Source organism: Pedobacter steynii, assembly GCF_900103665.1.
GTDB classification, from domain to species: domain Bacteria; phylum Bacteroidota; class Bacteroidia; order Sphingobacteriales; family Sphingobacteriaceae; genus Pedobacter; species Pedobacter steynii.
The window spans coordinates 69,168-81,655 of the sequence record NZ_FNGY01000001.1 but is presented as its reverse complement, the minus strand read 5'-3'; the positions used below and the strand labels follow the sequence as shown (position 1 = coordinate 81,655).

Here is a 12,488-nt window from a genome sequence, read left to right as displayed (position 1 = left end):
TTAGGACCACAATATCATAAGCCACCTTATTTAATCATTTCTTTCACTTCTCCGCAAGTCAACATCGATTCCCCGTAATAAGGGTTTTTAATGTCCTTTTCATTACTCAACCAGGAAGCACCTTTATCGTTCATGGCCATTGGACAATACTCTACATATATTTCCCCGGTGTTAACACCTGAAGCCTTCACTCTTTCAATAAAATCAGCGCTCAATGCGGCAAAAGCTGTTCTTTGAACTTCAATATCCGCAGCATTACTGATTTTGGTTGCCAATCCAAGTAAAGCGGCTCCATTTCCAAGTTCTTTAGCCCCAAGTTCTATTGCCTGAGCAGCGACTTTTGCTTCTGCTACATCAGCAGCGATCAAGGCGGCACTCAGTTTCAGATAATGGGGATAAACTGCATTTAGCTTATCGTCTTTTAACTGCGCACTACTGGTTTCATTTTTCGTTACTTCCGTTTTCTCTGTTCCATGATTATGGCCTTCATGAGATTCTTCCGCAGGTTTCTGTGTATTTCCACATGCTGCAAATAGCGTTACTGTGGCGAACGTAAAGGCTAGATTTCTAACTGTTTTCATTTTTATTTAATTAATGGTTTCCAATTTTGTTTAATGGTTTATAATTTATGTACTCATTTTAAGGCCTTCAACAGGGTTTTTACCTTTCTTTAAGATGTATTCACTATACAACAGGTAAGCGCCTGTTACCACCACCTGCTCCCCATTCTGCAAGCCGGCAGTAATTTCCACCTGGTTGTAATTCTCCTGACCGGTACTGACCAGTTTTGGTTCAAAGCTGTCTTTGCCTTTTTTAATCCAGACATGCATTCCTTTTCCGTCTCTGATCACGGCGTCTACCGGTAAAGTCAGGACCTCGCTTTTGCTGCCGGAAGGTAGAAATACGTTGGCCTGAGCCCCGGGTTGCCATTGAAGGTTTGGATTTGGAATGCTCCCGCGGATCTGGGTCAGCTGTGTACCGGATTGTAAGGCAGGGGTAATGAAACTGATGGTCATCTCCTGAGGCTGATCCTCCCAGCCCGGGATCACCACCTTTACCCGCTGCCCTTCCTTGATTCCGTTTGCTTCGTTGGGATATACATCGGCTTCCACCCATAAATTCCCATAACCCTCCAGTCGAAGAATCGGACCTCCTTCCGTCACATACTGTCCCTGATTCACGGAAAGTTCCGCTACCACGCCACCTTCAGGAGCAAAGAAGGTGATGTATGGATTTTTTTTCTGTGTATGTTGCAATTGCTGTACCTGTGCGGCAGACTGCCCGTACAACAACAACTTTTGCTTTGCAGATTCCACGATCTGTTTTTCTATCTTTTCTCCGGGAAATTGTTTTTCCTGAGCAACCGCCATCAGGTATTCCTGTTGTAAAGTAGCCAGTTGTTCGGAGTACAACTGATATAAAGGCTGTCCTTTTTTAACGGCTACTCCGGTTTCCCGGATGTATAGCTGTTCGATGCGGCCTGCAATCCGGCTGGAGATATAACTGCTCTGCTCCGGGTCTACCGTTAAACGGCCATTGAGTTGTTTTGCGCCCGATAGGTTATTTACGCCAATCACCATAGTAGTGATATTCGCCAAGGCCTGACGTTTCTCATCCACGGTCAATGCTTTTTCATTGCTGTTCTTTTCGAAAGGCACCAAATCCATCCCACAAATCGGACAAGTCGACATTTCGTTCTTAACCACCTGCGGGTGCATCGGGCAGGTAAAAGTCTGTTTCTTTGCTGCTTTTGCTCCTCCGGTTTTCTTTTCTTCACTGCTGCAGGCGGCAATAAACACCGATGGAACCAGGGTAAGCAGGGCAAATTTTTGTATAAATAGTTTCCGTTCCATATCCTTAATGCTGAATCTTTTCTGTCATTTTAATAAAGCTTTCACTGTCTACCAGATAAGCGGCATTTTTACTGATGTTCCAGGTACTGATGTCTTCCTTGATCTGGACCATCCCCCCAATGGTGATGCCGGCATCGACTACTTTCGGAAGGAACACATTGCCCTCTTTCTTAAAGACCACACGTTTATTTCCCACCGACAGTACCGCTGGCTCCGGCAGCCACCAGGAAGCCGCCAGTAATACCGGAATCCTGGCCGTCAGCAGTTGCCCCGGCTTAATTGTCGGATTTCCCAGGTAAGCCCGTGCAATGGTAAAATTTTCTCCATTTTTGAAAGTGGGCTGAATGAGGCCAATCTCTGCAGCCTGACTTTCCGACTTATCCGCAGTTTTGTAAAAGATGAACTTCTTGCCCTTTTTAATGTGTGCTGCAAAGGCTGCTTTCAGGGAAAACTCCGCCACCAGGCGATCTGAGCTGTAAATGGTGAATAATGAAGCCCCTGCACTTACATATTGTCCTTCCCTCAATAAAACAGGAGAAGCCATAGGTACTGCCACTGCAGGGCTGGATGCGCCCGAAGAAGCTGATCCACTCATGTTGCTCATCCCATCACCTCCTGAAGACGCAGCAACCGATGAAGCCGGGGGGGAACTGGCTGAGGGCGCTGCTGTTTTCTCCAGGATATACCCTGAGGTATTGCTGTATACCGGAATCCTATAACTTGGCTTCCCTGTTTTTAATAAACTGCTGATCCCTGAGGGGGTCATCCCTAAAAGGATCAGGCGCTGTTTTCCCTGTGCAAGCATCATCGGATCATTCCCGCTACGATGAATAAACAGCAGTTCCTGTTGTGCCGCGGCCAGGTCAGGGGAATAAATCTCCATGATCAGCTGTCCTTTTTTAACGGGCTGATAATTGTATTTGACCCATAAACGCTCTATCCTTCCACTCACTTTACTGGAGATGTTATGCTGGTTCCTTGCGTCATAACTCATGACTCCCTGGACTTCTTCGGTAAAGATTTTAGCGCCATATTCCGCCTTAATTACCGGCAAAACTGATACCACCTGTTCATTGGAAGGTTTCAGCAAATGAGAAAGGTTGCTGTCGATTTTCAAAGCCCCCGGATCATGATGCGCCCTTTTTTCCTCTTTGCAGGCGCTGATCAATAGTATACCTGCTGTCCCCAATATCATAAAACTCCGGAAAACCGAAGCTCCGCGCCTAACGATATAATTCTTTCTCATAATCTACGATCATTAAATAAAGTTTAAGTTTCTCCTCCAATACGCTGCTCTGCATCATGGTCAATGCTTCCCAGGTACCGATCACCTCCGGCAGCTCCATCTTGTTCTCCCGGTAGCTGAGGAAACTTACATCCATTGTTTTCTGAAGCGTAGGAATGATCTTGTCTTCCATCGCTTCGATCCGCTTTTGCATGGACTGGATTTCAAACTGCATCCCGTAAAGCATGCCCTGAGTTTCCTGAAGCATGGCTGATTTTTCCTTTTCCATCGCCAGCACCTCATAGGCCATACCTTTGGCTTCAGATTTATACATCTTTGAAGACCATGGCGCGATTGGAATGCTAACCATCCCCATAATGCTAAAAGCCTTAGGCATCATTTTAGTCAATGGTGACATATGGTCAAAGCGGAGTTTAAAGTCCGGGCGACTTTGTTTCTTCATCACTTCAATGTTCAGCTTCATCGAATAAATGCTGTAATCCATTTTCTTGATGTCCTTTCTTACCATCGCCAGACTGCCCGTATCAATCATCACGGCTGGCACATACTGAGGCTGATAAGTGGAGTCTATGACAAAGTCCATATTCCCCGGATTGTTCATCAAACTGTTTAACCAGGCGCGGGATTTGGCCATATCACCTTCCTGCATCCGGATCATGTTCCTGTTTTCCTCAATCTTTGCTGAAGCTTTGTACACACTTCCCAGTTTCGACTGGTTATAAGGATACCTGATCTCCTCGATCTTTTTCATCGTCTGCATAATCTTCTCATTTTTCTGCAAAATGGAGATCTTTTGAAGAGCAATGAGCCAGGTAAAGTACAGGCGTTTGGCTTGTGCTTTATATTCGTTCAGCGTTACTCCCCTGGTGGCATTTTCTATATTGCCTTTAGACTCGATGAACTTGCGGTTGGCATTCAGCTTCACCGGATTGGGAATGTCCTGCTCAAATTGAACCATGACCGAGCCTTTGTCCCGGTCGTCCATCAGCACCTGCCCGGGATAGGGCGTCATAAATGTCCCTACCCCAACCATTGGCGCCATCCATGCGGTGGCCGCTTTACCCAGGTGTTTATAGCTTTCTGCTTTCAGTCCGTAAGACTGTAAAAGTAAATTATTCTGGTCGATCCTGTTCAGGATGGTATCCAGTGAAAGGACTGGTTTTTGCTGTGCCACCGAATAAAAGGGAAACAGGCAAATCAGCCATACGATTCTTTTAATGTTGTACATCATGCACCTCCAATTTTCCATATTTTCTCAATTCATATTCTTTAGACATCAGAAAGATCAGTGGGGTCACCAACAGGATGTGTGTAGAAGAAGTCAACACTCCTCCGATCATCGGCAATACGATGGGTTGCATCACATCTACCCCCACTCCTGTGGCCCACAATACCGGCACCAATCCAAAGAGCGACACACAAACGGTCATCAGCTTTGGCCTTAGCCTTCTTGCTGCACCGAAAATCACATATTCTCTCAAATCTTCTTTAGTAATCGTTTCGCTGGAATTCCCTTTTAATTTGATCAGCTGCTGCATGGCATCATTGAGGTAGATGACCATCACAATTCCCGTCTCGACGGCGATCCCAAACAGGGCGATAAAGCCTACGGCTACTCCAACGGAAAGGTTCACATCCCAAAACCAGATCATATACGCTCCGCCGATTAAGGCAAAAGGAACAGTGATCAGACTCAGGAAAGCTTCCCTGATGGAATGAAAAGCAAAATATAAAGAGAAGAAAATGATCACCAGGACTACCGGAGCAATCCACATCAGGGTTTGCTTCCCTCTGATCAGGTTTTCATACTGTCCGCTCCATTCCAGAAAATAGCCTTCAGGAAGCATTCCTTTTTCTTTATTCAGCTTCTCCATTGCCTCCTGAACCGTGCTTCCCAAATCTCTGTCCCGCACGTTAAACATGACTGCTCCACGGAGGATGGCGTTATCAGAACTGATCATTGGCGGGCCATCTTCAAATTTGACATCAGCAACTGCTGAAAGCGGAACCTCGCCAAATCCCTTGGATTGTACGGGAATACGCTTGATTCTTTCTACGCTATTTCTGTATTCCTGGGCCAGACGCACGCTGATCGAGAAGCGCTGCCGCCCTTCAATGGTATTGCCGATCGTTGCTCCACCCAATGCTGTTTCCACGATTTGATTGACATCATCTACATTCAGTCCATAACGGGCCAGTTCGTCACGTTTAACATCGATAGAAAGGTATTTACCACCGGTAATCGGTTCTACAAAAAGATCACTTACTCCTGCAGTACCTTCCAATGCGGCCTTTACACGCTCAGAAACAGAAGCAATCGTATCCAGATTTTGTCCGAAAACCTTAATCCCTACATCTGTACGGATTCCGGTAGCCAGCATATTGATCCTGTTAATGATCGGCTGTGTCCAGCCATTCACCACTCCGGGAATCTGTAATTTGGCATCCAGTTCATTGATGATGTCTTTTTTAGTGATTCCTTCCCTCCATTCTTTTTTAGGTTTCAGGGTAATGATCGTTTCGATCATACTGATCGGGGAGTTATCAGTTGCCGTACTCGCCCTCCCCGCCTTACCCAAAACCTTGTCCACTTCCGGAACAGATTTAATGATCTTATCCTGAACCTGCAGGATCCTTTTAGCTTCTGCATTGGAAACATCAGGTAAAGTGACCGGCATAAAAAGAATGCTTTGTTCGTCCAGGGGAGGAATAAATTCTGTTCCCAGATTTTTCAATAAGGGAATGGTGATCAACAAGGCAATGATATTTACTGCCAAAGTCGTTTTTCTCCAATTTAAAACCACCCTGATGACTGGCTCATAGAACTTTTCCAGTACCCTGTTTACAGGATTCGCATTGTCCGGTCTGAATTTACCCTTCATGAAAAAAGAGATCAGTACCGGTGCAAGGGTAATCACGAGTAAGGCATCGACGATCATAATGAAAGTCTTGGTAAACGCCAGGGGATGGAATAATTTCCCCTCCTGCCCCGTCAGCATAAATACCGGAAGGAAAGAGGTAATAATGATGACCGTGGCAAAGAACACGCCCCTGGACACCTGTTTACTGGATTTGGTAATCACCGCAAGGCGATCTTCTTCCGTAATCCAATCCGGAGATTTACGGAATCTATTTTTTATCCACTTGATCATGACTCTGTTGTTTTTTGTTGACCCTGTTCCCAGATCGCATAGCGCTCTGCAAGATGTTTGTACGCGTTTTCACTCATGATAATCCCATTGTCGACGATGACACCAATGGCCAGGGCAATTCCGGTCAGCGACATGATATTAGAGGAAATATTAAAAGCATTCAGCAGGATGAAACTCGCTGCAATGGTGATTGGGATCTGAATGATGATGCTCAAAGCGCTTCTCCAGTGGAAAAGGAAAATGATGACAATGATCGAAACGACGATCATTTCTTCAATCAGTGTATGGGTGATGGAATCTACGGCTTCACTGATCAACTCCCCACGGTCATAGACAATATCGAATTTAACACCCTTGGGCAATCCTTTCGACACCTCTTTCATTTTGGCCTTCACCTTCTCAATTACCTCAGCAGCATTCTCACCATAACGCATCACGACAATCCCACCTGCACGTTCTCCTTCACCATTCTGGTCAAAGATCCCCAGCCTTGTTTCGCCGGTCATCTGTACTGTAGCAAGATCTGAAATCCGGATCGGCGTTCCGTTCTGATTTTTCACCGGAATGTCTGAGATTTCTTTAATTGATTTGAGGTATCCGGAAGTCTTAATGATATAGCCCATATCACTCATTTCAAACTTTCTCCCTCCGGATTCATTGTTATTGCTTCGTACCGCTGCAATCACCTCCGGGGCAGATAGCTTATAATAAAGCAGTTTATTTGGATCTATAGAGATCTGATATTGTTTTTGAAACCCTCCAAAAGAAGCGATTTCACTCACTCCGGGAACGGTTTGCAAAGCAAACTTCACATACCAGTCCTGGATAGCCCGTTGTTCCCCTAGGTCCATATCGGGAGCATCCAGGGTGTACCATAACACATGGCCTACCCCTGTTCCATCCGGCCCCAGTTGTGGGGCAACCCCATCAGGCAGGGTCTTCGATATCGTACTGATTCTCTCCAGCACCCTTTCTCTCGCCCAATAGACATCCACATCGTCTTCAAAGATGACATAGATAAAACTCATTCCGAACATGGAAGAACCACGAACATACTTGATCTTAGGAATCCCCTGCAAATTGGTGACCAGCGGATAGGTGACCTGATCTTCGATCAGTTGCGGTGAGCGGCCCATCCATTCTGTAAATACAATCACCTGGTTTTCTGACAGGTCAGGAATCGCATCTATGGGGTTTTTCTTAACGGCATAAATGCCCCAGACAAAAAGCCCTAAAGAAAGCACCAGCACAACAAACCGGTTGCGCATTGACCATTCTATAATTTTATGTACCATTTCTTTGTGTTAATGATGGTGATATTGATTTGAACTAGTGTTTTTTCTGACCTTTAACCGGAAGCCTTTCTTCTCCTTCACGCTCATACTGGCAACATCCATGAAGCTTGTTATAGGCTTCATCAGTAGCTTTAAACTTTGGGGTATCGTAACCTGCCGCGGCTACCTTTTTCTGTATTTTTTCGTTGGTGATTTTAGCAGTATCGTAACTTACCTTCAGTATTTTTGTCTCCGGGCTCCAGCTTGCAGCGCTTACACCAGGAACCTTTATTGCGGTTTCAATTGTTCTTTTACACATGGTACAGTTGCCACGCACTTTAATACTGTCTGTTTTAGATTGCGCAAATACAGCAATGCTCAGGAAGGTCAATACGACCGTCGATAGGAATCTCAATGATTTCATAATCAAGTTTATTTAAGAAAATGGGTTTAATAAAAAATGGGTTACAGCAAAGCCATAACCAGGACGCGAACGCGTCTGGAAACGAAAGAAAAGGGTATTATATTCTGTAGGTACAGTTTTTCAGGAAGACGGGAATTTTATTGCCGTCAGGAGGTGCATTGCTCAATGCTTCCCTTGTAATTTTTACAGGGATCTCCGGTTTATAATTTACAAATAAAGAAGAAGGCAGGATTATCGCCGATGAAGCAGCATTAAACTCGTAAACAGGCACATTCGCCTTTTGAGATTTATCAACTTTTGGTTGTTGTTTTTCATCCTCACAGCATGACTTCGCCTTTGGCTTAGCGGTTTTTTTAGGCATTCCGCAAAGACCACAGGTATCTTTATTTTGCTGATCCAAACCCCAGCTCACCAACTCCCCCATACAGTAATGGAAGTGCAGCGTCGCCCCACTGGAAATACCCAGATAGAAGACAGCAAGTATGGTTAACAGAGTTCTTTTCATTTAAGATACAAAGTTTAAAAATTGCAGGTTTATATTTTTATATAATTATGGGATTATTTTATAAAATTCTGAGCTCAGGGAATTAGTATGATTTTCCCCGTGCTCTTTCTGCTCTCTAAAAAATCATGGGCATCTTTGCCTTCAGAAAGTTTAAAGGTACTGGGCTCGGGCAAAACAATTTGTTTGGTCCTGATCCACTCAAACAACTGCCCCGCTCTTTTGATACGTTCTGTTCTGGAAGTCAGATAGCTCCATAGGTCTCCGCCGGTAAGAGTTTTAGAACCATCCATCAGCATTCTCGGGTCGAAAAAAGCAGGATCATCCCCAGCCTGAAGGTAATCATCTCTTTTCTCAAAGTGTCATTTTAAATTTTGTCGATAGCCGTCCGTCCCGGGCTTCCTGCAGATTTAAATTTACTCGGGGAAAGTCCGGTAATAGATTTGAATTGAGCAGAAAGATGTGAACTGCTGCTATAACCCATTTTCACGGAAATCTCATTGAGGTTCATTTCTCCATATTCGATCAGTTCCTTTACCTTTTCAATTTTCTGATGGATGATAAACTTCTCTATAGTTAGCGATTCTGAATCGGAAAACAACCTGCTCAAATAAGTATAATCCTTGTTTACACCGGAAGAAATCAGACTTACCATACTTTGATCGAGATTGGCCAGGTCAGAATGATGAACGAGCTCGATGATCACATTTTTTACCCGCTCTACGAGCTGATCTTTTTCTTTATCGATCAATTCAAAGCCCAGCATTTTCAGTGAGGTCCCAATATTTTCTAATTGTAATCCTTCCGGATCGGGATAGATTTGTACTGTTCCCAGGGTAATATCAGAGACCAGGAAATTTAGTTTTTCCATTTGTTCGCGCACCGCAACTATACAACGGCCGCAAACCATATTTTTTACGTGTAATAACATGAGTATTCAAGCTTGATTAAAAATTCAATTCAGATGATGGCAGCAGCGCGCAAATGGCCTCGGCTCCCGGAAAATCGGATTTGAATCAAATCAGCAATACCCTGTTTGAAATATAAAGTGGTGTTTTTACATCAGGTGGCGGTCCGGTATCCAGCTGCCATTTTTTAGCGTTGATCAGCTTTTCTGAAAGGACTAAGCCTGGAAAGGAATCCTGAATAGGGCTGAGCAAAATACTGGGCGCAGTTAATTGTACTGATGCCGTTCTCTTAATGTTCTCTTTGATCACATACTCCCCATGTTCATCACAACATTTGCAATCTTTATCGGGCGCACAGGATTTGCCATGCTTACCTGATTTGTCATGATGTCCTGCAGTGTTTTCAGCCGTAGCATGGTGTGTCCTTTTTTGAACGAATAAGGATTGACCGGAACAATGAAGCATACACACAAACAGACCTGTGGTTAACATCAGGTAAAATGCGGCAAAACTTAAGGCTCCAATTCTTTTCATTTTAGGAATAACAAAGGCTATTGTGTTCCCGGCAAAGATGCTAAATAAATCAGGAGAAACCTGAAGTTCAGGTTTCTCCATTTAAATTTACATCATTATGCAGCTAATTGTCAATCATTTATATTTTCTCAGCTGCATATCCAGCTTTGTTTAAAGTATCTTTAATCACCTGAGCGTCCAGAGATTCATTCCCTTCTACCGTAAGGATTTTGTCGGGACTCGTGGTATCTACTTCCCATTTAGAGATTTCCGAAAGATTATTTAAGTGTGGCGTCACGGTTGCGATACAACCTTCACATTTGATCGTGGTTTTGAATTTTAACGTTTCCATTTGAATTATTTAATTATGATTGATATTGATTAACTTAATTTTGAGAGTTTTAACCTCAGGCTGTTTCCAACTACAGATACAGAACTCAGGGCCATTGCCGCTCCTGCGATCATGGGGTTTAACAAGAATCCGTTGAAAGGATAAAGTAAACCCGCTGCAATAGGAATTCCGATCAGGTTATAGATAAATGCCCAGAACAGGTTCTGGCGAATCGTACGCACCGTAAGTTTAGAAAGCCTTAATGCTTTAGGAACCTGTTGCAGATCTGAAGAAACCAGGGTAATCTTCGCCACATCGATGGCAATATCAGAACCTTTTCCCATGGCAATTGAAACGTCTGCCTGGGCTAAAGCCTGACTGTCATTGATCCCGTCACCTACCATGGCTACAACTTTCCCCTGCGCTTGTAATTCCTTTACAAAATCTGCTTTATCGGAAGGTAGAACTTCCGCTTTGAAATGCTCAATTCCTGCCTGTCTGGCTACTGAAGACGCGGTCTGCTGATTATCGCCGGTAAGCATATACACTGTTATGCCCTGATCTTTTAAGATGGCAACCGCTTTAGCTGAACCTGCTTTGATCTGATCCGCGATCGCTACAATCGCCAGTACCTGCGTCGCATTGGCCAGGTAAATCACCGTTTGTGCCTGTTCCTGCAAAGCCAATACTTTACTTTCTATTTCTTTAGCAACAGTAATCCGTTGTTCTTTTAAAATTTTGTGGCTTCCTGCCCAGTATTTATCGCCATTGAATACGCCTTCTACTCCTTTACCTGTTAAGCTTTCAAAGTCAGTGATCAACGCGGGCTTTATACCCGATTCTTTTAAGTAGCTTACAATGGCTTCGGCAAGCGGATGCTCGGAAGCATACTCCAGGGCCATCAGGATTTCCGACAATTGTGCTTTTTCTTTAGGCAGGTTTGTCGCCCATTCCAGCATAGTAACTTCTGGCTTTCCTGCCGTGATGGTCCCTGTTTTATCCAGGATCACTGCATTTACTTTGTAGCCTAATTCCAGTGCTTCTGCATCTTTAATCAGAATTCCGCTTTCGGCACCCTTTCCTATTCCGACCATAATGGCTGTAGGTGTTGCCAGTCCTAACGCACAAGGACAGGCAATCACAAGTACAGTCACCATTGCCAAAAGCCCATGAGTAAAAGCATGTTCTCCTCCAAAAACCAACCATGCACCTAAAGTCAAAACGGCAATCAGCATCACTATAGGAACAAAGATCCCTGCAATCTTATCGACCAGCTTCTGTACAGGCGCTTTTGAACCCTGTGCATCCTGAACCAGTTTTATAATCTGTGCAAGCATGGTTTCTCCACCTACCTTTTCTGCTTTAAAGCGGAAAGTTCCTTTTTGATTGATCGTTCCTGCAAAGACTTTATCACCCTCCGTTTTGGAGACGGCTACAGGCTCTCCGGTAATCATACTTTCATCCACAAATGAATTGCCCGAGTAGACGACGCCATCGACAGGAATCTTTTCTCCTGAACGGACCATCAGCTGATCTCCAATATGCACATCAGACACCGGAATTTCCTTTTCTCCATCTTCCGTAACCAGAAGTACTGTTTTCGGCTGTAAGCCAATGAGTTTTTTAATAGCTGAAGAAGTATTCGATTTTGCTTTTTCTTCGAGTAGTTTTCCGAGCATGATAAAGACAATCACCACTGCTGCAGCTTCAAAATATACATGAGGATGTAGTCCTCTGGAATGCCAGAACTCAGGATAAAAAGTATTGAATACACTAAAAATATAGGCTATCCCTGTACTCAGGGCCACCAATGTATCCATATTGGCCTTTCCATGCTGCGCTTGTTTCCAGGCATTGATGAAGAAGTTTCGTCCAAAAATAAAAAGGATTGGCGTGGTCAATGCCAGCATATAATAATTGCCATTAGGCATATCCATAAAGAACATTCCAATAATGACTACAGGTAGTGCAAGAATAGAAGAAGCAATCATTCTCTTTTTCAAAGATTCATAATTGTTCTTTTGCAGTTCTTCCTGTTTCTCTTTGGCTCCCTCGCTTTCCAGAATCAGGTCGTAGCCGATAGACTGTACCACTTTCTGAAAGGTTGCAGGTTGTACCTGATCAGGGTGAAAAGTTATTTTTACAGATTGAGTGGCATAATTCACTTCCGCATGATCCACCCCTTCCTGAGCACCAATCATCGATTGGACACTCGTCGCACAGGAAGCACAGGTCATTCCTAAAACGGGCAAGGTGAGGGTCTCTATATTTTCTTTCATGACGTA

Annotated in this window: 12 protein-coding genes and 1 pseudogene; all 13 read right to left on the bottom strand. The window is 44.1% G+C overall.

What is annotated here, in order from left to right:
• Nucleotides 1–26: 26 nt before the first annotated feature.
• Nucleotides 27–581, bottom strand: a complete 555-nt coding sequence (locus tag BLQ87_RS00260) for a DUF3347 domain-containing protein (RefSeq protein WP_074603920.1) — start codon at nucleotides 579–581, stop codon at nucleotides 27–29.
• A gap of 45 nt (nucleotides 582–626) precedes the next feature.
• Complete coding sequence (locus BLQ87_RS00255) at nucleotides 627–1,853, bottom strand: efflux RND transporter periplasmic adaptor subunit (RefSeq protein WP_074603919.1); 1,227 nt, start codon at nucleotides 1,851–1,853, stop codon at nucleotides 627–629.
• Between the two features lie 4 nt (nucleotides 1,854–1,857).
• Nucleotides 1,858–3,099: an efflux RND transporter periplasmic adaptor subunit gene (locus BLQ87_RS00250; protein WP_074603918.1), complete on the bottom strand. Its 1,242-nt coding sequence runs from the start codon at nucleotides 3,097–3,099 to the stop codon at nucleotides 1,858–1,860.
• On the bottom strand, nucleotides 3,077–4,330 hold the full coding sequence (locus BLQ87_RS00245) for a TolC family protein (RefSeq protein WP_245723763.1): 1,254 nt from the start codon (nucleotides 4,328–4,330) through the stop codon (nucleotides 3,077–3,079). Before BLQ87_RS00245 ends, BLQ87_RS00250 begins: the two co-directional genes overlap by 23 nt.
• A complete protein-coding gene (locus tag BLQ87_RS34135; RefSeq protein ID WP_074603916.1) occupies nucleotides 4,314–6,251 on the bottom strand; it encodes an efflux RND transporter permease subunit in 1,938 nt (645 codons plus the stop codon). The genes BLQ87_RS00245 and BLQ87_RS34135 overlap by 17 nt, the downstream gene beginning before the upstream one ends.
• Entirely contained in the window at nucleotides 6,248–7,546 is a 1,299-nt protein-coding gene (locus BLQ87_RS34130) for an efflux RND transporter permease subunit (protein ID WP_074603915.1), read from the bottom strand. Before BLQ87_RS34130 ends, BLQ87_RS34135 begins: the two co-directional genes overlap by 4 nt.
• Before the next feature lie 34 nt (nucleotides 7,547–7,580).
• Entirely contained in the window at nucleotides 7,581–7,949 is a 369-nt protein-coding gene (locus BLQ87_RS00230) for a heavy-metal-associated domain-containing protein (RefSeq protein WP_074603914.1), read from the bottom strand.
• 97 nt (nucleotides 7,950–8,046) lie between these two features.
• Nucleotides 8,047–8,454, bottom strand: coding sequence for an HYC_CC_PP family protein (locus BLQ87_RS00225; protein WP_074603913.1), 408 nt, complete (start codon nucleotides 8,452–8,454; stop codon nucleotides 8,047–8,049).
• 74 nt (nucleotides 8,455–8,528) lie between these two features.
• Nucleotides 8,529–8,759: pseudogene (locus BLQ87_RS00220) on the bottom strand (zinc-binding dehydrogenase); the annotation flags it as partial.
• Between the two features lie 59 nt (nucleotides 8,760–8,818).
• Nucleotides 8,819–9,322 carry a helix-turn-helix domain-containing protein gene (locus BLQ87_RS00215; RefSeq protein WP_245723761.1) on the bottom strand — a complete coding sequence of 168 codons (504 nt, stop codon included), beginning with the start codon at nucleotides 9,320–9,322 and terminating at the stop codon, nucleotides 8,819–8,821.
• 145 nt (nucleotides 9,323–9,467) lie between these two features.
• Nucleotides 9,468–9,974, bottom strand: a complete 507-nt coding sequence (locus BLQ87_RS00210; RefSeq protein ID WP_074603911.1) for an HYC_CC_PP family protein — start codon at nucleotides 9,972–9,974, stop codon at nucleotides 9,468–9,470.
• 37 nt (nucleotides 9,975–10,011) lie between these two features.
• Complete coding sequence (locus BLQ87_RS00205; RefSeq protein WP_074603910.1) at nucleotides 10,012–10,224, bottom strand: heavy-metal-associated domain-containing protein; 213 nt, start codon at nucleotides 10,222–10,224, stop codon at nucleotides 10,012–10,014.
• Between the two features lie 29 nt (nucleotides 10,225–10,253).
• The gene (locus tag BLQ87_RS00200; protein ID WP_074603909.1) at nucleotides 10,254–12,482 is read right to left on the bottom strand and encodes a heavy metal translocating P-type ATPase; all 2,229 of its coding nucleotides are present in this window, start codon (nucleotides 12,480–12,482) and stop codon (nucleotides 10,254–10,256) included.
• Nucleotides 12,483–12,488 lie beyond the last annotated feature (6 nt).

Excerpts from the sequence above, each read along its gene's own strand:
- BLQ87_RS00255 (WP_074603919.1), bottom strand. The coding sequence starts at position 1,853 with ATGGAACGGAAACTATTTATACAAAAATTTGCCCTGCTTACCCTGGTT.
- BLQ87_RS00260 (WP_074603920.1), bottom strand. The coding sequence starts at position 581 with ATGAAAACAGTTAGAAATCTAGCCTTTACGTTCGCCACAGTAACGCTA.
- BLQ87_RS00245 (WP_245723763.1), bottom strand. The coding sequence starts at position 4,330 with ATGATGTACAACATTAAAAGAATCGTATGGCTGATTTGCCTGTTTCCC.
- BLQ87_RS00225 (WP_074603913.1), bottom strand. The coding sequence starts at position 8,454 with ATGAAAAGAACTCTGTTAACCATACTTGCTGTCTTCTATCTGGGTATT.
- BLQ87_RS34130 (WP_074603915.1), bottom strand. The coding sequence starts at position 7,546 with ATGGTACATAAAATTATAGAATGGTCAATGCGCAACCGGTTTGTTGTG.
- BLQ87_RS00230 (WP_074603914.1), bottom strand. The coding sequence starts at position 7,949 with ATGAAATCATTGAGATTCCTATCGACGGTCGTATTGACCTTCCTGAGC.
- BLQ87_RS00215 (WP_245723761.1), bottom strand. The coding sequence starts at position 9,322 with ATGGAAAAACTAAATTTCCTGGTCTCTGATATTACCCTGGGAACAGTA.
- BLQ87_RS34135 (WP_074603916.1), bottom strand. The coding sequence starts at position 6,251 with ATGATCAAGTGGATAAAAAATAGATTCCGTAAATCTCCGGATTGGATT.
- BLQ87_RS00210 (WP_074603911.1), bottom strand. The coding sequence starts at position 9,974 with ATGGAGAAACCTGAACTTCAGGTTTCTCCTGATTTATTTAGCATCTTT.
- BLQ87_RS00200 (WP_074603909.1), bottom strand. The coding sequence starts at position 12,482 with ATGAAAGAAAATATAGAGACCCTCACCTTGCCCGTTTTAGGAATGACC.
- BLQ87_RS00250 (WP_074603918.1), bottom strand. The coding sequence starts at position 3,099 with ATGAGAAAGAATTATATCGTTAGGCGCGGAGCTTCGGTTTTCCGGAGT.
- BLQ87_RS00205 (WP_074603910.1), bottom strand. The coding sequence starts at position 10,224 with ATGGAAACGTTAAAATTCAAAACCACGATCAAATGTGAAGGTTGTATC.